Genomic DNA, 20,969 nt, shown 5'->3' with positions numbered 1-20,969 from the left:
CAAGATTTGTATAAGCACCTAAAAATATTCTTACCGTTTTCTTTTAAACACAACTAGATATAAAAGCAGTAAATAACTTCCTATCTTCACCTGTTGTCAAAAATTCTGGATGCCATTGTACTCCTACACAAAATTTGTGTTCCACATGCTCTATTGCTTCTATTACTGAATCTTCTGCAAAAGCGCTTGCTATTAAACCTGCACCTAACTTATCCACTGCTTGGTGATGAGAACTATTTACCTTAAAAGCATCAGTGCCTAAAATATTGCTCAAAATTGTGTTACTAGCAACATTTACTCCATGGCTTGTAAGATGCTTAGGAGTTTTTTGTTCATGCTCTATACAATTCTTTACAGAATCCGGTATGTGCTGAATCAAGGTGCCACCAAAAAAGACATTTATTAATTGATGCCCACCACATATTCCAAATATAGATTTTTTCCGTGCAAGCATTTCTTTTAGAATTGCATATTCAAATGCTGTACGCCGTTCATTTATAGTCACTCTATTACTTGTCACATTCTGATTGTAATACTTTGGGTCTATGTCAAAATTTCCACCTGTGATCACAAGCCCATCAAGCAGCGTTGAATACTCGCCAGCAGCAGTAATATCATAGGGGATAATCAGCGGTATAGCGCCACATTCAACTACTGCATTTGAATAAAACTCACGCAGAGCATAATATGAATAATTAGAGTAAGCATTCTGATCACCTTTACAACTATCCACTGTAATACCAACTAAAGGTCTTTTTAGCATCTGCAAAGCATTCCCTCATTATTTTTGCATATTCATTTGCTCAAAGAAATCATGATTGTTTTTGTGATAACGCAATTTATCATTCAAGAACTCTATTGATTCAGTTGCTCCCATTGTATTCATCACACGCCTTAAAACCCACATTTTAGAGAGTATTGATCTATCAACTAAAAGATCTTCTTTTCTGGTTCCAGATTTTGTAATATCAATAGCAGGAAATATTCTCTTATCTGATATCTTTCTATCAAGCACTATCTCTAAGTTACCAGTTCCTTTGAATTCTTCAAAGATGACTTCGTCCATACGAGAGCCTGTTTCTATCAAAGCAGTTGCTATAATAGTCAGCGAACCGCCCTCTTCCGTATTTCTAGCAGCACCAAAAAGTCTCTTTGGCTTCTGCAGTGCATTTGAATCAACACCACCACTCAAAACCTTACCGGAAGACGGCACTACATCGTTATAAGCTCTAGCAAGCCTTGTGATAGAATCAAGCAATATCACAACATCTTTCTTACGCTCAACCATTCTTTTAGCTTTCTCTATTACCATTTCAGCAAGCTGCACATGTCTATAAGAAGGCTCATCAAATGTAGAACTTACTACCTCACCTCGTACTGATCTTGACATATCTGTGACTTCCTCAGGACGCTCACCAATCAAAAGCACTATCAGAGAGATTTCAGGATAATTTGTACTAATTGAATGCGATATATTTTGCATCAAAATAGTCTTACCAGTTCTTGGTGGCGCAACAATAATTGCTCTTTGGCCTCTGCCAAGAGGTGCGACTATATCTATTATTCTACAGCTTAAATCTTTGGTTTGAGAATCAGTTTCCAACTTAATTTGTTTCATTGGATATATTGGAGTTAAATCATCAAAGTGAACTCTGTGTCTATTTTTTGATATTTCAAGTCCAGTTAATACATGTATGTTAGTTAGTGCAAAATACCTTTCTCCTTTCTTAGGAGCTCTTATTGGACCAATTATTGTATCACCTGTTCTTAGTGCAAACTTTTTTATCTGAATTGGAGAAACATATATATCATCTGGCCCTGGTACATAATTTGCTTCAGAAGATCTTAAAAATCCGTATCCATCTTGCAGTATTTCAAGCATACCATCACCAACTATTACGGCTCCTTGATCTGCTAAAACTTTTAAAATTGTGAAAACTAAATCATGCTTTTGCAAATAACTGGGATTTTCTATTTTCAAAGACTCGGCAAGATTTAAAAGCTCTTCAGGAGTTTTATTTTTCACATCCTTAAGGTTAACGATTGTTTTTTGTGCTTGATTATTGTTGTTACCATCATATGCTGCACTACTTCTATCAACACTTGCTCTACTTGAAGCATCTGTCCATCTCCTAGTCTCAGACTTACTCCTTGTTAAATCCAAAACACCGATTTTGCTGTTTTGAATTCCTAATGTTTCTTTCTTATCACTCGCGTCATTTGTCGCATTCATATTATTCTCACATACTTGTACTTCACTATAATCTTGCTGACTTTCACCGAAATCATATCCTAGTTTTGTCTGCACTCCTTGATTCTTTGAATCTAAAACATCAGATGAAGCACTCTGTTCTGAACGATCTTGAGTTTGCTTATTATTTCTAGAATCATGGAAACGCCCTGTTCTCTTAAGTGATGAACCTTCTCTCTTCTTAGAAGTAGTTCTCAGATCCTCAACTTTTGGCATGTCTTCACCCTCTTCATTATTGTTTATTATATTTGAGATAAACATTTGTTGAGCACCCTGATCCTGATTCAAACCTAAAAAGCTAGACTCTTCTAATAAATCTTGATTATCGCACATCTGAGCAACAGGGACTTTAGGATGACGCCAATTTTTTGTATGCATAAGCTATTAATTCTATTAATTTTAATAATTCATAATATTGTAATAAAAAGCACAAAAATCTCCCAAAGAGATGAAAACACACTCAAGTATTAATGCTGCGTTTAAATAACCGCGTTACAAACCAAGAGCATTTTTACAAAAAGAGAGACAAAAAGAATTTTGTGCAAAGTAAGCAGTGTATATCATATTAGATTTTGTACAGCTTTCATAAAATTCACAGTACAAAAAACTAAGGATACACTATGATTTATCGCCAATAAAAGCAGTTAAATCACCAAAGTAAAAACCATAAGTAGTATAACCATAAGCATTACGGACAACACTCTGAAAGAAATGAATTATCATATCTAAACAGATCTACAAAAATGGGTCTCTACACAAAAAGTCAGATACTTACAACCATCCCCCTAATACCCAACTTATTTAACAAACATTTTTTAAAGAAACTCAGCAAGACACACCTAGAACAAGATTAGAAATATAGACAAGCAAAAGCTCATGCTCAGCAAAGATCACGACAAACGTCATATAAACTAACCTAAATCAAGGTCAATAGATAAAGTCCAAAATCTAACACAAGTGAGTAAATAGACCTCTTGCATAACCTCATTCTGAGGTAGAAATTCTTATAGAGTAGATTTTTGCAAAACGTCACCAAACAATGATCCACGTGAGTGTTTTTATGTTTTAGTGACAATCAAATCACAGTTTGGAACAGGTTATGCAAGAGGTCTAATGTACAATCAATGCAATGAGCTAAAGTCCTTGACTGCTCATCTAATTCTTCAAAAATTGTTGCACAATTTATTACCTACAATAAAACAAGGAACTTACTTGCCAACCGATAAAGTTCACGCACCCACTCCCAATACACTCTTAACCCAAACTTCCAAAGCTTTCAGCACACTACACCATCCATATTAGAAAGTAAAACTACTTTCAAGTACAATGCAAAAAATTCAAAGACCCACACTTTCAGATTGAGTAGTTCTTGAGAATTCAATCATTACTTAAAGCTGAGAGAAACAGGCAAAAAACTAGAAGTCCTGAACATTTCAGTTTATCAAAGACAATGCGCACATGCGCAAGGCAAGAGCACATGTAAAGAACAAAACCTGAGAACTTATGTCGTAGTAACTGGCAGTACACTCCGAACAACAAAAGTACACATACCTATACTTTCACCAGTCATAAACCAGCTTTGTATCTCCTAAAAAACAAGAGGCCAGTGACATGTCTCCTAAATATAACAAAAAAACAACATATGCAACCAGCAGAACATGGGATATAGAACACATGAAAAATCACAACACTAATCATTACGCGGTACTACAGACGTAAGTCTTACTGAATTTTACAAAAAGATCAAGTAGATAAGTTTTGCAGACACTAAAAATAAGCGAGAGTTTTCACAAATTAGATAGAAGTATGATATGATCACTTTTTTAAAAACTAAAGAGTGGTTTTATGGTTTGTTGTAAGGGATGTTGCTCTGATATCTTTGTAAAGAATGGCATTGTGAGGGGGTGTACAGCGTTATAAGTGCAGATCATGTTCTAAATTTTGTTGAGGGCGATCTGGGCAAGAAGCCTCAAACAGCTGTTAAGAAAGCATTATGCGTTATGCTATATAGTCTTGGTAATGGCTCTTTTTCTATGTTAGGCAAGATATTAGGGCATTCGCCGTCCATAATTTATCGCTGGGTAGTAGAGGCGATGGGCAAGACTCAGGAGCCAGTTGTCTCTTCGGATATTATGGAGATGGAATTCGACGAGATGTGGCATTTTATTGGTTCAAAAAAAACAAGCTTTGGATCATTAAGGCAGTTGATCGTAGTACAAGGAGAACAGTTGCCTGGGTTACAGGCAATCGTGATACTGCAACATTCCAAAAGCTCTACAACAAAGTGAGTCATCTGAAAGAATGTCATTTTTATACGGATGATTGGGATGCTTTTTCTAAAATTTTACCCAAAGAGCGTCATACAATTGGAAAGTCTGGCACAGTATGTATCGAGAGAGATAATAGCAACACGCGACATCATTTATGCCGAGTGACACGGCGCACTAAAATCGTTTCTAAAAAAGAGTCAATGGTATACGGATCCATCAAGCTTTGGTGCGCTCTTACTATTACACAAATATTCAAACAATGTCAAGAACAGCTCTTATCTATCTTTATGTGAAAACTCTCAAATAAGCTTATAAAAGCATAACTATCAATACGTTACTTGCAACATATTACTCAGAATTCTCTTGTATACTTACCATATGACATTTATAATACCATTGTTTTTAGAAAAATTTTGAGATCGGTTAGTGCAAAGCAACATTAGTTACAGAATAAATGGTGGACTACCAATATCTGGACAAATCACTTGTATGGGTGCGAAGAACTTCGCTACAAAAGCGATGGTTGCTGCGCTTTTGTGTAACGATATAGTTACGCTTAATAATATTCCAAGAATTGGTGATGTAGAAATAACTGAACTACTCATAAAATCGATAGGAGCAGAGGTAACTTGGAAAGATAGCTCTACGATACAAATTGATTCCAGAAATCTTGATTCGCATATCGTTACTTTGCCCGATTCAAAGAGTAATAGAATCCCTATATTGCTTTTGGGCATACTTCTTCATAGGTTTGGGCAGGCAGATGTTCCAACAGTTAGAGGTGACGAGATCGGCAAGAGGAATGTAGACTTCCATATAGATGCTATAATAAAATTTGGAGCAACAATCGAAAGTACTGATTCCAAATATTCTGCTTATGCGCCAAATGGATTAAAAAGCACTCATATAACACTTCCATACCCATCTGTTGGAGCAACTGAAACCTGTTTATTTCTTGGTGTACTTGCAAAAGGTACTAGTGTGATTAGAAATATCGCAATAGAACCAGAAATCATACAGCTCATTACAATGCTAAGATCAATGGGCGCTGAGATTTTTTTGGATTCAGGCAGAAATCTCACTATCTATGGTGTAAAAAAGCTACGTAAGACTAATATTCACGCCATAGGAGACCGTATAGAAGCGGCATCATGGGCATCTCTTGCATGCGCTTCTGGAGGAAAAATCGAAGTAAGCGGCATAAGACCTGAGCTATTAGGAAATTTTCTTTCATATTATAACCAAATTGGCGGTAGTTACCAACTAGTTGATGCCGAAACTATCTTATTTTATAGTAAAGGTGCATTATCACCAGTTACAATCGAAACCGATGTATATCCCGGATTTTCCACCGATTGGCAGCAGCCTTTTGCAACACTTTTGACGCAAGCAAACGGCATGTCTGTAATACATGAAACCGTATATGAGCAGCGATTTGGTTATTTAGAAGTATTAAACAAACTAGGAGCTAAAACACAGACTACTAAGATGTGCCTTGGTTCATTGGATTGTAGATACAAAGGCTGTGATTATGCGCATAGCGCATTGATACACGGCCCAACACCCCTTACATCTATAGATGAACCTATAGACGTGCCAGATATTAGGGCAGGATTAGCTTATTTAATAGCAGCAGCTCTTGCAGAAGGAACAACAATTCTGACAGCTGCAACTCATATAGAAAGAGGATACGGAAACCTCATTGATAAGCTATCAAAAACAAATCTAGAAATAGAGCGTATTCCAACTTGAAGCTGCTTTTCTATATCACAGCAAACTTAGCTTTGATATTAGACTTTTACAAGAAAAAACAATATGGCACTGCCTTCACAGTATTTAAGCGAGGATTTAAATGGCATGATTGTTTAGAATAGCAGGAATACTAGTTAATTTCTGCTTCAAATACTTTTATATATTTGCGAAGAAATTAGCGAAGTAATACTTTAAAAATGAGGCCAAAAAAGTCTGCGCAAGTGCCTTTGCTGGCAGTGCCATGTAATCAACATTTTATTTTATAGCCAGTATGACGAAACAAGAAATAGCAAAGTATAAAGCAGATATAGAGCGCTCCTTGGAATTTTTGATGAGGTATCTTTGACTGGGATAATGCTTGCAAGAAACTCGATGATATAAATGCAAAGTGTGAAATGCAGGGTTTTTGGGATGATCAAGAATCTGCAAGGCGCACATTGCGAGATAGAAATTATCTAGACAAGTCAATAAAAGGTGTTGTATCACTCAAGCAAGATCTTAAATCATGTATAGAGTTAATAGATATGGCAGAGCAAGCATCTGACCTTCAACTTTTATCAGAAGCTGAATCTTTGCTTCAAGATCTCAGCAAGATTGTTCTCGAGAAAGAAATAGATTGCATGCTCTCTCACGAAGCAGATCAAAATGATGCATTTTTAGAAGTGCATTCCGGAGCAGGAGGGACAGAAAGTGATGACTGGGCTTCTATGCTATTTAGAATGTATTCCAGATGGGCAGAAAGGCACAAATATAAAGTGTCGATAGTACATTCAATGCCAGGAGAGAGTGCAGGCATTAAATCTGCAACAATAAAAATAGAAGGCGAAAATGCATACGGCTGGTTGAAAACAGAGAGTGGCGTACACCGTCTTGTTAGGATATCGCCTTTTAATAGTGCTGGAAAGCGTCATACTAGCTTTGCCAGCGTACATGTATACCCAGTAGTTGATGACAATATAGAAGTCGCTATCAACGAAACTGATCTTAGAATAGACACGTATCGTTCTTCTGGCGCAGGTGGACAGCATGTCAATACTACAGATAGTGCAGTTAGAATTACGCATATTCCAACTGGGATAGTAGTACGGTGCCAAAACAACAGATCTCAACATAGAAACAAAGAAGAATGTATGGCAATGTTGAAATCACGGCTATATGAACTGGAGCTTCGAATTAAAGAAGAAAAATTAAATCAGCAGAATAAAAGCAAAACTGAAATAGGCTGGGGACATCAGATTAGATCATATGTACTGCACCCTTACAAAATGGTAAAAGATAGCAGAACATCTTATCAAGAAGGTGACACAGACGCAGTATTGGATGGGAAAATCGATAACTTTATATATCATACTATGAGGGATTTTGTGAAATATAACAGCAATCCCGAGCATTAGCTATAGTACTGCATTCATGAGTGTTTGTGTGTAGGATTTGAAAGAGCATGATTTTTTAGAGTACCAGTTAATTTCTGAGTCAAATATTTATATATATTTGCGAAGAAAGTAACGAAGTAATACTTGAAAATCATGCCAAAAAGGTCTACGCAAGTTGCTTTGCCTTAAGTGCAATATACGAAAATTAGCGCAGAGCTGCTACTAAGCTAAATTTTGTACATTTAATTTTTCGCAAAAATTTATTTGCGCGGCAAATAAATTTTTAACGGACAGACTAACTAATCGTTTTTGATACAAATGACTATCTTTGATGATAGATATACACTAGATTTTATAAGCGTTATACGCTTGCTTAGAATAGAATAATATAATGAAAAAGATCGATAACATTAGGAATTTCTCTATAGTTGCTCATATTGATCATGGCAAATCTACACTTGCAGACCGTCTAATTGAAACATGTGGCGGACTTCAAAGCAGAGAAATGACAGCTCAAGTCCTAGATTCTATGGAAATTGAGCAAGAAAGAGGAATCACTATTAAAGCTCAAACTGTTAGATTGCAATATAAAGCTCAAGACGGAGCGCAGTATATTCTAAATCTAATAGATACACCTGGACATGTAGACTTCTCATATGAGGTTAGCAGATCACTTGCTGCTTGCGAAGGTTCCATCTTAGTTGTAGACGCAAGCCAGGGTGTTGAAGCACAAACACTAGCCAATGTCTATAATGCTATAGAGAACAATCACGAAATCATAGTTGCACTAAATAAAGTAGATCTACCTGCAGCTGACGTTGATAGAGTGAAATCACAGATTGAAGATGTGATAGGTTTAGATACTTCCAACGCAATTCCAATCTCTGCGAAAACTGGCTTGGGCATCCCTGAGCTACTTGAAGCAATAGTGCGATTTTTGCCTGCTCCTAGTACTTCTACTGACTTGCCACTAAAAGCTATGCTTGTCGACAGTTGGTATGATCAGTATCTTGGCGTAGTAATATTGGTGAGAATTATAGATGGCGTCTTAAAAAAAGGTGCAAAAATCAAAATGATGGCTGCTGGCGCATCCTATAATGTGGAGAGTGTTGGTATATTCACTCCAAAGAAGGTGATGATAGAACAACTTGTTGCTGGAGAAGTTGGATTTATAACTGCTGGAATTAGAGAAGTTGCGGATTGTCATGTAGGAGATACAATTACAGATGAAAAAAATCCATGCAATGGGCCATTACCTGGGTTTAAGGAGAGTCAGCCTGTAGTATTTTGCAGTTTATATCCAACAGATGCGGGCCAATTTCCAATTCTTCGAGATAGTCTAGCTAAGTTAAAGCTGAATGATGCAAGCTTTCAATTTGAAATGGAAAGCTCAGGTGCGCTTGGTTTCGGCTTCAGGTGCGGATTTCTTGGCTTATTACACCTTGAAATTATACAAGAACGCCTTGAAAGAGAGTTCGATCTTGACATAATCACAACAGCTCCAAGCGTAATCTATCATGTACACCTTAGGTCAGGACAAATAGTTCACGTGCATAATGCAGTAGATATGCCAGATCCAACACATATAGATTATATAGAAGAGCCTTGGGTAAAAGCTACTATTATGGTGCCAGAAGAATATTTGGGTTCCGTACTTGCACTTTGTATAGAAAAACGTGGAGTACAAGACAATATAACATATGTAGGAAATAGAGTGATGGTGGTATATGAATTACCACTTAATGAAATTGTTTATGATTTTTATGATAGATTGAAATCCTGTTCTAGAGGTTATGCAAGCTTTGATTGGGAAATCAGTAAACACTTAAGAGGCGACCTAATAAAAATGAGTATACTGATTAATGAAGAAGTGGTTGATGCGCTGTCATTGATATTACATAAAAGCCGGGCAGAAACTAGAGGTCGTGAAATTTGCTTGAGACTGAAAGATTTAATTCCAAGGCATATGTTTTCAATCCCGATACAAGCTGCAATCGGTGGTAAAATAATTGCAAGAGAAACCATAAGCGCAATGAGAAAAGATGTCACGGCCAAGTGTTACGGTGGAGATGTGACACGTAAAAGAAAATTGCTTGAAAAGCAAAAAAAAGGAAAAAAGAAAATGCGCTCTATAGGACGTGTAGAAGTGCCGCAAAGTGCATTTATTGCGGTCTTGAAAGTCGGAGATGGGAAATAAAAATCACTTCAAGAATGCTGCAATATATGCTAAAATACATTCGTCTTTGCAAAAAGACTATGGTAATAGAGTGTTGCTTATAATAGATATTTTGGACTCGGGGGCGGTACCCGACACCTCCACCATCTTATTTTGCGCTTTTACATTCAAGTGAGTTAATTTTTAGAAGCTTTAGATTACGTGAAAATTTAGTATATGCAGTGCTTTCATAGCATCTTGGCTATATGTGCAGACCTGCTTTTCTATTTTACGTTTCGATTTTAACTAATGATCTTGATGTAAAATTCTTATGGGGGGTGAAACAGCTTCGACATGTATTCAAAAAAGCAATTGTTACTCAGGATGATACCTTCTGTGATGGGTCAAAAAAAGTAAATGCAAATAAAGTTTTTGCACCTGCTAACGAAAATTTCGACAGCAGAGCTTTCGCTCTAGCTGCTTAATTTTCGCAAAGCGCGGTTCTTGGGGTTTTCCGGGCAACAGAAAAACCCCTTTAAATCATCTATCCGTAATAGCTCTAAGAAGTGCAGGATTTATCTTGGCATGCAAGCAATTATGATGAACCGAAAGTCTAGCAGAAAAAGTAACAAAACTGTAAAAAACCTTATGGATTTTTACTTCTACAAAACATACTACTTGAAGCCTTAGGTACGAACTTTCTTTAATAAAATTCGCAAGGTCCACTTGATCACGTTGAAGCCTTTAGCTTCAACAAAAGATCTTATCTACATGCTAATATTTGTCTCAATTCAAAAAATTTTTACTTCCGGTTGGTAGACTATTTACAATCTACACAAGTTTCAAGCTTCAGAACTCACGAACAAAGCTATCGATTTTCATTATAGAATTTCATACTTCCTTCATGCAACGGCACTATATTTTGCATTGATAACGTACTGCTCACTATCTCTATATTTGCTAGCGCTTGCATTATCATCTTAAGATATGTACTGTTTTCCACAATTGTTTTTGTTATCTTATAAACTGAATCTTCACTTGTTGCGTCAGTTGTTAAGAGCACAGCTTTTACTCCAACAGTTTCTATATCTTTTGGAACTCCCAGATAAACTCCACCTGGAATAGTAGTTTTTATAAATACTCCATCGTTTTCGATTACTCCAAGTATGGCAGGATCTGTTATTTCTATAATTCTCACTTCACAAAGTCTTGCAACTTTTTGCACTATCTTATTTGGAGTACCTGCTATAAGCAGCATTACATCTGTATACTTATTACACAAAGCTTCTGGCTGTTCCTCCACATTGAAATTTGTAATACGCTTGAATGTAGTATTGCTCCAACCTTTGATTTTGAAGATTAAATCTGTGAGATTTTTCACGTTAGTACTGATATTTTCTCCTAAATTTATGACCTTTCCAGCCAAATCATCTAATGACTTTATTTCACTTTCTGCTCGTACTACAATCACTAGCGGTTCCTCATGTAATGCTGCAACAAGCTTCAATTTATTATTTGGACCAAGTTTTGCAAATAAACCAGAGCCCAGCACTGCATCTCTAGTTAAGTCGGATTGAACTATTGCAAAACTCACCTCTCCGCTTGATAAAAGTTGCAAGTTACGAAAAGATCCTGCACTTAGCAAAGCTCTGCAATCCATATGCAATTTATTCCTGTTATGATTAATAAGCCTACATATATTACTTCCTATCGGATAATACACACCTTGAGCTAACGCTGTTGAGATATCAATCAATGTGTTATTGTCGTCAGGAAATCTCCTGTGATTATTTTGTAAACTTTGTGCTAAAGGAGCAGTTTTTGTGACATCTTGCGGCGCAACATTTTGTTCTGCAGATTTCTGATCATCACATACCGCAATTTTATATCCAATAACTGATATGAAAATAAGCGTCAAAAATGCAATTCTTTTAGTTGGCATACTCATCCGTATATCTAGAATAAAGAATTAGGCTCTTTTCAAGATGAACTTGAAAATGCTTAGCTTAATATACTCTAAATGTTTCCTAAACTCATGCAATAAAAAATTTGAGAGTTTTCACATAAAGATAGATAAGAGCTGTTCTTGATATTGTTTGAATATTTGTGTAATAGTAAGAGCGCACCAAAGCTTGATGGATTCGTATACCATTGACTCTTTTTTAGAAACGATTTTAGTGCGCCGTGTCATTCGGCCTAAATGATGTCGCGTGTTGCTATTATCTCTCTCGATACATACTGTGCCAGACTTTCCAATTGTATGACGCTCTTTGGGTAAAATTTTAGAAAAAGCATCCCAATCATCCGTATAAAAATGACATTCTTTCAGATGACTCACTTTGTTGTAGAGCTTTTGGAATGTTGCAGTATCACGATTGCCTGTAACCCAGGCAACGGTTCTCCTTGTACTACGATCAACTGCCTTAATGATCCAAAGCTTGTTTTTTTGAACCAATAAAATGCCACATCTCGTCGAATTCCATCTCCATAATATCCGAAGAGACAACTGGCTCCTGAGTCTTGCCCATCGCCTCTACTACCCAGCGATAAATTATGGACGGCGAATGCCCTAATATCTTGCATAACATAGAAAAAGAGCCATTACCAAGACTATATAGCATAACGCATAATGCTTTCTTAACAGCTGTTTGAGGCTTCTTGCCCAGATCGCCCTCAACAAAATTTAGAACATGATCTGCACTTATAACGCTGTACACCCCTCACAATGCCATTCTTTACAAAGATATCAGAGCAACATCCCTTACAACAAACCATAAAACCACTCTTTAGTTTTTAAAAAAGTGATCATATCATACTTCTATCTAATTGTGAAAACTCTCTTAATAATTTTTGCAGAGTAAAATATACAGCAGGTAGGCATTTTGCCAGCAGTGCCTAAATGAAGAGTTGGTGTTAGACTGCAAAAAGAGCTATAAAAAAACTTAGGGAATTTGGTATAATTTATTAATATTGGAGAGCTGTATAATAAATCAATGAGCACTAAGACATTATTTACTGGAGCTATCCAGGCGTTAATAGCGCGTTATTCTTTAAAAAAAGTTTTTGTAGCTGTTTCAGGTGGTATAGACAGCATGTGTCTCATTGCTTGTCTAGATGAGTTGAAACATAACATTATAAACTGCGCACCTTTCGATTTTTCTGCTGTAACGATTGATCACTCACTTAGAGATGAATCGCAGGAAGAAGCGTATAAAACATCTATGTACCTTAAATCTAAAGGTATAGATTCAGTAGTAATAAAGTGGGATCATAAGCAAGACTCCAAACTTATAAAAAATATGCATCAAAAAGCAAGAGATGCAAGATATAGTTTATTAATTGAATACTGCAGGAAGAAAAATGTTGATTGTCTTCTTACTGCACACAACAAAGATGACCAAGCAGAAACAGTTATAATGCGCATTATGCGTGGAAGTGGAGTAGATGGAATCGCTGGTATTCCAAGTATCTGCAAGCGAAGCGAGGTGAAAATAATACGTCCTTTTTTAGAATTTTCCAGAGCGCAGATAGAAAGTGTGTATAAAGAAATTGGTTGGGATTATTTTGTGAAAGACCCATCAAATGAGAATCCCAAATATACGCGAGCATCAATTAGAGCACAACTAAAGAAACACCTTGATGATAATAAGTATATCGAATTAATAAACAGGCTAGAATTGCTCGCGGAAAATGCAAAACGAGCAAAGGATTTTTTGCATAATGTGACAGTAGATACCTTCTCTGCAATTTGTAAGACAAGTGAGCTGGGCGTTATTAGTATGAATATACAGAAATTCATTCATTTGCATGAGGAAATCAGACTTCGTTTACTTGTTCATATCCTTCGTAGTATAAGTGGTATGCAACATCCACCTAGATTGAATAGTATTAAACTATTAGATACTCAAATTTGTAGTATAGAATGCTTAAGTGATCGTACTTTAGCTGGATGTCAGATAGTACAGCATCTTGAAGTTTTAGTGTTTTTTCGAGAGAAAAGCAAAATAACGCAAGATAAGCAACACCTTATGCTTGGTGACAATATATGGGATAAGCGTTTTCTTATTCACGTAAACCAAAAAGTAGGTGATAATCTTATTAAAGAACTATATGTGAAGTGCATAACGTCAGAAATGCTAAAAGATGAGGAAATAAATTGGAACTTATTTGAGCCTAGAAAATATTGCAAAGTTATATTGCATTCTACTCCTGGTGTTTTTTACAAAGGGAAATTAGTTTCTCACATTAGCGTAACAAATAAAAATTTAGATTATGAATGTAATTTTATTGCAGAAAATATCTTAGTGCGGTACCTGTGATTACATGCGCTAATGAATACTTTCTATTGTTTCTTATAGATGTGATATAAGTACTAATGCTAGCATTTCAGTTGCGGCAAAAAACTAATTCATATAGTCTGATATCCTTGATTTTTTGAAAATAACAGAATAAAAAATGTCATGCGAAATGAGGGGTGTATAATAATTGCTATAGATGGTCCTGCTGCTTCTGGAAAGGGTAGCATTGCAAGATTACTTGCTAAAATTCTTAATTTTGATTATCTAGATACAGGAATTCTTTATAGAACAGTTGCAGCAAGAATGCTTGAAGCTAAAATAGAGTTAGGTGATATCGAAGAGATAAAAAAGCTGATTAGTAAAACAGACTTTAACGATAATTCGAAACTAGATTTACATGGAACTTTAGTGAGTAAGTTTACTCCACCTGTTGCTGCTATTCCAGAAGTTAGGAATGCATTACTTGATGTGCAGCGTAACTTTCCTTGTGGGAAACGTGGTGTTGTCATTGAGGGCCGTGATATAGGAACAGTTATTTTTCCAAAAGCAGATGTAAAAGTGTTTATAACAGCAGATTTAGAAGTTAGAGCTGAAAGAAGATTTAAACAGTTGCAAAATGCTGGTGAAAATATTATACATGACCAAGTATTGTGTGATTTGAGAGAGCGGGATTTAAAGGACAGCAGCAGAGAGCTTGCACCACTTAAGTTGGGAGCGCCTTATAATGTTATTGATACTACTCACATTACGCTTGGCGAGTCTGTCGAGAAAATTTTGGAGTTGATTCCTGAGGTATATTTCAAAAAATCTAAATAGCTGCCTAGTGCATGATGTGTTATCCCACTTTGTTAAATTTTTTTATCAACTATAAAAAAAGTAGGTCCCAGGTTTAAAGATGAATATGAGTCAAAACAGTATAGAACAACAGAACGATGGTGGTGCTGAGTCCTTTGCTCAGCTGTTTGAAGAGTATGTGCGTTCTGAGAAAAGAGAGGGACAAATTGTTTCTGGTACGGTCACGGCTGTTGAGAGGGACGTTGCTGTGGTTGATGTTGGGCTCAAGAGTGAAGGACGTATCTTTTTGAATGAGTTCACAATAGACGGAGTAGCCCAAGAAATACGTGTTGGCGACACTGTTGATGTTTTTATAGAGAAGTTAGAAGGGAAAGGTGGGAGATTAGTTCTTAGTAGAGAAAAAGCCATTCGAGATGCTGCTTGGATGAATTTTGAGCGTACTTATACTCAAGACCAAAATATAGAAGGTATAATTTTAGGGCGTGTCAAAGGTGGTTTTGCTGTAAATATAGGTGGCGTTGTTGCATTTTTACCTGGAAGTCAGGTTGATATAAGACCTGTTAAAGATTTAGCTGGACTTATGGGTGTTTCTCAAACTTTCAAGATTTTGAAGATCGACAAAGAGCATGGGAATGTTGTAGTTTCACGTAAAGCAATACTTGAAGAGTTGCGTCAAGAGAGTAGAAAGCAGCAGCTTGCTACTATTTCAGAAGGTACAGTGCTCAAAGGTGTAATTAAGAATATTGCAGACTATGGTGTGTTTGTAGATCTTGGATTTATGGATGGCCTTGTGCATATCACTGACATTTCTTGGAATAAAATATCTCACCCTTCTGAAGTATTGAAGTTACAACAACAAGTTGATGTAGTAGTGACAAAATATAATCTTGAACTACAAAGAGTTTCGCTTGGGATAAAGCAGCTTCTCCCTAACCCTTGGGATGGTTTAATCGTGCAATACCCAGTTGGGAAGGTATTTAAAGGTGTTGTTACAACTGTTGTTGATTACGGCGCTTTTGTAGAACTAAAGCCTGGTATTGAAGGGCTTGTACACCATAGTGAGATGGCTTGGCAAATCAAAAATACACACCCTCGTAAACTTGTTAAGCAAGGTGATGAGGTAGATGTTATGATTCTTGAGATAGACGTTGCTAAGCATAGGATAAGTCTCAGCATGAAGCAATGTAAGGAAAATCCTTGGGAACATTTTGCAAAACATTATCCAGTTGGTACGAAAGTAAAAGGAATTGTGAAGACTGTAGTAGATTTTGGTCTTTTTGTTTCCATGCAAGAAGAGGGTGTTGCTTCTACAATTGATATTCTTATTCCTGCAGTTGAAATCAGCTGGGATAAACCTGCAGAAGAAGCAGTACAAGAGTATCAGAAAGGTGATATTGTTGAAGCAGTGATTCTAAATATAGATCTTGAGAGAGAGCGTATCACAGCTGGAATCAAACAAACTGTAGTTGATAGTGTAGCTCAGGCAGTTGCAAATCTAGCTGATGTAGATTCTGTAACTTGTACTGTAACTGGTGTGCAGAAAGATGGTATCGATGTTGAATTGCCTGGTGGAGTGCGTGCATTGATAAAGAAAGCTGAGCTTTCTAGGCATAAAAGTGAGCAAAAGCCTGAAAGATTTGCTGTTGGTGATAAGGTGGACACAAAGGTATTATCATTTGATTCTGGGAGCAGAAACGTTGCGCTTTCTATAAAAGCTTTGGAAATTGCTGAGGAGAAAAAAGCAATGGCTGAGTTTGGCTCTACAGAGAGTGGTGCAAGCTTAGGTGATATATTAGGCGCTGCATTGAAGAAAGAGTAATGCATAAATATAACAGGTTTTACTATATTTGTTTTTGCTCAGTTCTTTCCTCTGTTTTAAGTTGTTTTGCAGTTTGTTGTGTTCTTTTTAAAGTTATGCAGCAAGCAACGTAAGCATGTGGTTATTAAACAGATAAATCTGAGCAGATTGATTTTCTTCTAGTGCTCTTAACCGCAAATGCATCAGTATTATTATCTAGTTTTCAAGCATGTTTTAAAATTTATTTGAGTTTTTTCTGCTGATTTTTGCAGCACAGTGCTTTGGCATATAATTTGCATGTTAAAAAGCTCAGGTATCTCTCTGATCAATTACTACCTGCTAAAGCGCGGTAGTTTGTGTAACGCTTGCAAAGCAGATTAAAAGCGTAAACGCTAAAACTCTGATATTCTAAAATCATCTTTTTTGTGATGTTCCTCATGCTGTTCTATATATTTTTGCACTTCTTCTGAATTCACATTGCCAACTGTCACAACAAAATACCCTCTGGCCCAAAGATGTTGTCCCCAATACCGCTTACGGAGCAGTGCAAATTCCTGTAGCAACTTACGACTACTTATACCTTTAATATATTGCACAGCTTTAGATATTGATATACTAGGCGGAACCAATGCTAATATATGTACGTGATCAGGACTCATACTGCCATTAATTATATTTATGTAATTAGCAGCACATATTTCTCGGATTACTTCCCTAGTTCTAATCGCAACTTGCCTAGTTAAAACTCTATACCTATACTTAGTACAAAATACTATATGATACTTTAGGTCATATAGGCTGTGGGATCATCTCCTATATTCCATTCGTCCTCCCTTAGCACATTTCCTAGATAATAATACTAAAGTGTTCGCCTAAAGGCGAGGGTGTTAACCCTATCCCATATAACTACATAAATGAAGAGTGGGTGTTGATTAATATTGCATTGCATGCATAAGTACACGCGGTGACTTTCACATATTTGCAAAGAAATTAATGAAGTATAGTCAAGAAAGTTAGTGGTATTAATATTATTAAGAGCAGAATCGGCAACCTACTAAAGCATTTGGAATTTGTGAACTAAAGATATAACTTTAGATTTAAAATTTTAAGCTATATGTTCGCTCTATAATGTTTTCAATTTCCTTGACTATAACAATGGAAAATCGGGCCAAAAAGGTTCACATCATGACTTTACTGGCGATGTCATATATAGCTAAAGCACTATCCAGTAGATATGCAAGCGAATATTTAAAATAAATTTTATTCGTTTGGAATCTGCAATATAACTACTATTTCAGACGAAAAGCCGCCTTAAAATTTATCAAAAAGGATAAAGTTTAACATGACTTTTTTTGATGCTGCTTTAGCAATATGAAGTTGGACTTTTAAAAAAGCTAAGAAAAATGAAGCTCCCTGTATATATAAAATACATATTGTTATATATAGTTAGTAACTTTACGTTACTATAATACCTGCATATCTGCATATCTATCGGTTTACTTTGGTAATTAAGTAAAGCTTATGCTATATTAATGTTACTTTAGGTTCAGCAGGTTAATTTTTGCTATTAAGCTGATAATTATTTAGCTAATACTCCTATAAAATACATTAGAATTAGATAGTTTTATGTTATTATTGAGTGTTTCTTTTGTGTGATATTAGAATACATCTCGTAGTTTCTAAAATGAGAATAGTAAGTAAATACATCTATTTTCATGATTTGAAGTGAAATTATAATATCTAATTTTTGAGCTGAATAAGTTGGTATTATGTTGATACTTTCGAAAATAAGTGCCAGCATATTTTTAAAAATGTTATGTATTTCATGATCGCTGATTATTTAGCAGTGCATATCATGAAATTTCATTATAGTTTCACATATTTTTTGCCCATGTGGTGGAATTGGTAGACACGCTAGCTTCAGGTGCTAGTGACCTTTTGGTCATGGAAGTTCGAGTCTTCTCATGGGCACCATGTTTTTATGTAGTTATATGTGATATGGTTAACACCCTCGCCTTTAGGCGAACACTTTAGTATTATTATCTAGGAAATGTGCTAAGGGAGGACGAATGGAATATAGGAGAGGATCCCAGCCTATATGACCTAAAGTATCATGTAGTATTTTGTACTAAGTATAGGTATAGAGTTTTAACTGGGCAAGTTGCGATTAGAACTAGGGAAGTAATCCGAGAAATATGTGCTGCTAATTACATAAATATAATTAGTGGCAGTATGAGTCCTGATCACGTACATATATTAGCATTGGTTCCGCCTAGTATATCAATATCTAAAGCTGTGCAATATATTAAAGGTATAAGTAGTCGTAAGTTGCTACAGGAATTTGCACTGCTCCGTAAGCGGTATTGTGGACAACATCTTTGGGCCAGAGGGTATTTTGTTGTGACAGTTGGCAATGTGAATTCAGAAGAAGTGCAAAAATATATAGAACAGCATGAGGAACATCACAAAAAAGATGATTTTAGAATATCAGAGTTTTAGCGTTTACGCTTTTAATCTGCTTTGCAAGCGTTACACAAACTACCGCGCTTTAGCCGGTAGTAATTGATATGACATATGCTACCATATGACTGCTTTCTAAAACTTAATGTTAATGAGTTTTATAGCTAGAGCTCTATCAAGTAGGTATGGCAAGCGTGGTATTTAGAATAAATTTTTATTTGTTTGAAATCTGCAATATAACTGCTATTTCAAGCAAAAAGCTGACTTAAAACTTATCAAAAATACAAAGTTTAGCATGACTTTTTTATGCTGTTTTAGCTATATTTTAACATTTGCAGCATATTACCATTGCAATTTATAAATATAGAGTATGAGAAATATGTTTTAGAATTCATATGAGAAAGCATGTAATGTTTAGCTTCTTGTGATGTATCAGTATTAACTGTACTCATTATAATAGATTAGATGATTGAGATAGGATTAATTGCTGGCATATCAGTTCTATGCTTATATGATAATAATTGACTAGTTTAAAAAATAAGCAGTGTATTATTTCTGTTAGCAGGCATTTTTATAGTACTTTGTGAATAGTACCATATATTATCGTGTATATACCTATAAAAAACTTATGTATATGCACTAATTCCTCCTAGCTCTTTTTTAAGTCTAACTTCATATATATAAGTAAATACCCACTCTTTGTTATACAGAAGTTTAATTGTTAAGATGAAATTATTTTTGCGTTATAAGTTTATAAAATCCATAATTTTGGTATAATAAAAGATGGGTTTTTATTTGCATTTTTAAGTGCTTTATAAAATTAGTGGTAGTACTTGTATAAATGTTTTAGTATTGCCAATAAAAAATCTTATCTTTGTTTTTATTGTGGCATACTTGTAATGCTCAACAAGGTTGATAAACATGATGATCGAAGAACGTATAGAAAAAGCCAAAAAACGTATTGCTAAAGCTCTGCACAATATCAAATATGCTGCTGATGCTTTATTGAAGCAGAATGCAAAGCTTGAAAAAGAATGCTTAGACCTAAACAACGTACAAAATCATATGAAATCTAGTATAGCTTCACTTGAAGCTGAAAATGCAGCAATCTCAGAAAAGTTAGAAGAGATAAGATCAAAGATTGATAATAAAAGCCAAGTACTGCAAACTGGACTAGCAATAGAAGTTAAGTCTGAACAACAAAGTCAAAGTAGCAGCACTGTTAATGCTGAGCCAGAGCTGCGCACATTACCTGATACGCTAGTTGACAAGAGTACTTCTGAATATATTGATGTATCTATTAATCAATTAAAACGTTTATTAAAACAAAAAATAAATAAATGAGTAAAGTAACCGTTCAGTTTGGTTCTGGAGTACTTGACGTACATTGTGAAGATCCAAATAGGGTAAAATATCTTGCTAATAAAATTAACGAAAGAATCGCGGCACTCAAGTCAGATATCAAAAATGTCAATGATAGTAGAGCGTTGTTTTTAGCAGCTTTAATTATGCAAGATGAAATCGAAACTCTGAAATCTGGAGAAGAAAATGCACAGAGTCTTATGTCTGAGAAAGGCGATTTAGCTAGTTATAATGAACATTTGTTAGAGATTATAGATGATATAGCAAATTATCTTGAAGAGATCGCAAATAATATTCAAACAAATTCAAGAAATAGCTGAATTATAAAAATCTATATTGATTATGGAATATTAGATTTATAGTCGTCTGCGTTATAACTCTAAGTAACATAGGGTTTATCTTGTTCATCCGCTGGAAATATGCATTATAGCTTTTGAAATGCCTTGGTACAACTT

16 protein-coding genes, 1 tRNA gene, 1 other RNA gene and 1 pseudogene are annotated in these 20,969 nt (G+C 35.5%); 13 read left to right on the top strand and 6 right to left on the bottom strand.

What is annotated here, in order from left to right:
* Positions 1–43: 43 nt before the first annotated feature.
* Both AACK98_RS05280 and rho read right to left on the bottom strand, forming a co-directional pair.
* The gene (locus AACK98_RS05280) at positions 44–763 is read right to left on the bottom strand and encodes a gamma-glutamyl-gamma-aminobutyrate hydrolase family protein (protein ID WP_339040523.1); all 720 of its coding nucleotides are present in this window, start codon (positions 761–763) and stop codon (positions 44–46) included.
* An 18-nt stretch (positions 764–781) separates the two neighbouring features.
* The gene (gene rho, locus AACK98_RS05275) at positions 782–2,233 is read right to left on the bottom strand and encodes a transcription termination factor Rho (RefSeq protein WP_410520026.1); all 1,452 of its coding nucleotides are present in this window, start codon (positions 2,231–2,233) and stop codon (positions 782–784) included.
* 1,922 nt (positions 2,234–4,155) lie between these two features.
* Between rho and AACK98_RS05270 the strand changes: the two genes are divergently transcribed.
* The 6 genes from AACK98_RS05270 to ssrA all read left to right on the top strand — a co-directional run bounded on the left by AACK98_RS05270 (position 4,156) and on the right by ssrA (position 10,338).
* On the top strand, positions 4,156–4,539 hold the full coding sequence (locus tag AACK98_RS05270; protein WP_339040305.1) for a hypothetical protein: 384 nt from the start codon (positions 4,156–4,158) through the stop codon (positions 4,537–4,539).
* Positions 4,443–4,814, top strand: a complete 372-nt coding sequence (locus tag AACK98_RS05265) for an IS1 family transposase (protein WP_339042611.1) — start codon at positions 4,443–4,445, stop codon at positions 4,812–4,814. The genes AACK98_RS05270 and AACK98_RS05265 overlap by 97 nt, the downstream gene beginning before the upstream one ends.
* A 133-nt stretch (positions 4,815–4,947) precedes the next feature.
* Entirely contained in the window at positions 4,948–6,273 is a 1,326-nt protein-coding gene (murA, locus tag AACK98_RS05260; RefSeq protein WP_339040521.1) for a UDP-N-acetylglucosamine 1-carboxyvinyltransferase, read from the top strand.
* Positions 6,274–6,544: 271 nt separating this feature from the next.
* Positions 6,545–7,667 (top strand): peptide chain release factor 2 gene (prfB, locus tag AACK98_RS05255; protein WP_339040519.1). Its coding sequence is split into 2 segments (ribosomal slippage): positions 6,545–6,616 and positions 6,618–7,667, totalling 1,122 coding nucleotides; the frame shifts between segments, so codons are not numbered across the junction.
* Between the two features lie 370 nt (positions 7,668–8,037).
* Positions 8,038–9,843, top strand: coding sequence for a translation elongation factor 4 (gene lepA / locus AACK98_RS05250; RefSeq protein ID WP_339040517.1), 1,806 nt, complete (start codon positions 8,038–8,040; stop codon positions 9,841–9,843).
* Positions 9,844–9,846: 3 nt separating this feature from the next.
* Positions 9,847–10,338, top strand: a transfer-messenger RNA (tmRNA) gene (gene ssrA, locus AACK98_RS05245).
* 331 nt (positions 10,339–10,669) lie between these two features.
* Here ssrA and AACK98_RS05240 read toward each other — a convergent pair.
* The 3 genes from AACK98_RS05240 to AACK98_RS05230 form a co-directional block, all read right to left on the bottom strand.
* On the bottom strand, positions 10,670–11,743 hold the full coding sequence (locus AACK98_RS05240; RefSeq protein WP_339040515.1) for a TAXI family TRAP transporter solute-binding subunit: 1,074 nt from the start codon (positions 11,741–11,743) through the stop codon (positions 10,670–10,672).
* 117 nt (positions 11,744–11,860) lie between these two features.
* Positions 11,861–12,256, bottom strand: coding sequence for an IS1 family transposase (locus tag AACK98_RS05235; protein WP_339040512.1), 396 nt, complete (start codon positions 12,254–12,256; stop codon positions 11,861–11,863).
* Complete coding sequence (locus AACK98_RS05230; protein ID WP_339040266.1) at positions 12,225–12,518, bottom strand: hypothetical protein; 294 nt, start codon at positions 12,516–12,518, stop codon at positions 12,225–12,227. The genes AACK98_RS05235 and AACK98_RS05230 overlap by 32 nt, the downstream gene beginning before the upstream one ends.
* A gap of 276 nt (positions 12,519–12,794) precedes the next feature.
* Between AACK98_RS05230 and tilS the strand changes: the two genes are divergently transcribed.
* From tilS to AACK98_RS05215, 3 genes are all read left to right on the top strand, one after another.
* Positions 12,795–14,120 (top strand): tRNA lysidine(34) synthetase TilS, encoded by a 1,326-nt coding sequence (gene tilS, locus AACK98_RS05225; RefSeq protein WP_339040510.1) that lies wholly within the window; start codon positions 12,795–12,797, stop codon positions 14,118–14,120.
* A gap of 141 nt (positions 14,121–14,261) precedes the next feature.
* Positions 14,262–14,915, top strand: a complete 654-nt coding sequence (cmk, locus tag AACK98_RS05220) for a (d)CMP kinase (RefSeq protein ID WP_339040508.1) — start codon at positions 14,262–14,264, stop codon at positions 14,913–14,915.
* An 85-nt stretch (positions 14,916–15,000) separates the two neighbouring features.
* A complete protein-coding gene (locus AACK98_RS05215) occupies positions 15,001–16,713 on the top strand; it encodes a 30S ribosomal protein S1 (RefSeq protein WP_339040506.1) in 1,713 nt (570 codons plus the stop codon).
* Positions 16,714–17,084: 371 nt separating this feature from the next.
* On the opposite strand, the pseudogene tnpA (AACK98_RS05210) reads toward AACK98_RS05215, so the two are convergent.
* Positions 17,085–17,486: pseudogene (gene tnpA, locus AACK98_RS05210) on the bottom strand (IS200/IS605 family transposase); the annotation flags it as partial.
* A gap of 1,093 nt (positions 17,487–18,579) precedes the next feature.
* Here tnpA (AACK98_RS05210) and AACK98_RS05205 point away from each other — a divergent pair.
* The 4 genes from AACK98_RS05205 (at position 18,580) to AACK98_RS05190 (ending at position 20,834) form a co-directional block, all read left to right on the top strand.
* A tRNA-Leu gene (locus AACK98_RS05205) sits at positions 18,580–18,666 on the top strand.
* 78 nt (positions 18,667–18,744) lie between these two features.
* A complete protein-coding gene (gene tnpA / locus AACK98_RS05200; RefSeq protein ID WP_410519973.1) occupies positions 18,745–19,191 on the top strand; it encodes an IS200/IS605 family transposase in 447 nt (148 codons plus the stop codon).
* A gap of 882 nt (positions 19,192–20,073) precedes the next feature.
* A complete protein-coding gene (locus AACK98_RS05195; RefSeq protein WP_339040504.1) occupies positions 20,074–20,496 on the top strand; it encodes a hypothetical protein in 423 nt (140 codons plus the stop codon).
* Positions 20,493–20,834: a cell division protein ZapA gene (locus tag AACK98_RS05190; RefSeq protein WP_339040502.1), complete on the top strand. Its 342-nt coding sequence runs from the start codon at positions 20,493–20,495 to the stop codon at positions 20,832–20,834. The genes AACK98_RS05195 and AACK98_RS05190 overlap by 4 nt, the downstream gene beginning before the upstream one ends.
* Positions 20,835–20,969 lie beyond the last annotated feature (135 nt).

Source organism: Candidatus Lariskella endosymbiont of Hedychridium roseum (assembly GCF_964020185.1).
In the GTDB taxonomy this organism is placed as follows: Bacteria; Pseudomonadota; Alphaproteobacteria; order Rickettsiales; family Midichloriaceae; genus Lariskella.
This window is presented reverse-complemented; position numbering and strand designations above follow the sequence as displayed.

Excerpts from the sequence above, each read along its gene's own strand:
- tilS (WP_339040510.1), top strand. The coding sequence starts at position 12,795 with ATGAGCACTAAGACATTATTTACTGGAGCTATCCAGGCGTTAATAGCG.
- AACK98_RS05215 (WP_339040506.1), top strand. The coding sequence starts at position 15,001 with ATGAGTCAAAACAGTATAGAACAACAGAACGATGGTGGTGCTGAGTCC.
- AACK98_RS05195 (WP_339040504.1), top strand. The coding sequence starts at position 20,074 with ATGATGATCGAAGAACGTATAGAAAAAGCCAAAAAACGTATTGCTAAA.
- AACK98_RS05190 (WP_339040502.1), top strand. The coding sequence starts at position 20,493 with ATGAGTAAAGTAACCGTTCAGTTTGGTTCTGGAGTACTTGACGTACAT.
- lepA (WP_339040517.1), top strand. The coding sequence starts at position 8,038 with ATGAAAAAGATCGATAACATTAGGAATTTCTCTATAGTTGCTCATATT.
- rho (WP_410520026.1), bottom strand. The coding sequence starts at position 2,233 with ATGAATGCGACAAATGACGCGAGTGATAAGAAAGAAACATTAGGAATT.
- AACK98_RS05280 (WP_339040523.1), bottom strand. The coding sequence starts at position 763 with ATGCTAAAAAGACCTTTAGTTGGTATTACAGTGGATAGTTGTAAAGGT.
- AACK98_RS05240 (WP_339040515.1), bottom strand. The coding sequence starts at position 11,743 with ATGCCAACTAAAAGAATTGCATTTTTGACGCTTATTTTCATATCAGTT.
- cmk (WP_339040508.1), top strand. The coding sequence starts at position 14,262 with ATGCGAAATGAGGGGTGTATAATAATTGCTATAGATGGTCCTGCTGCT.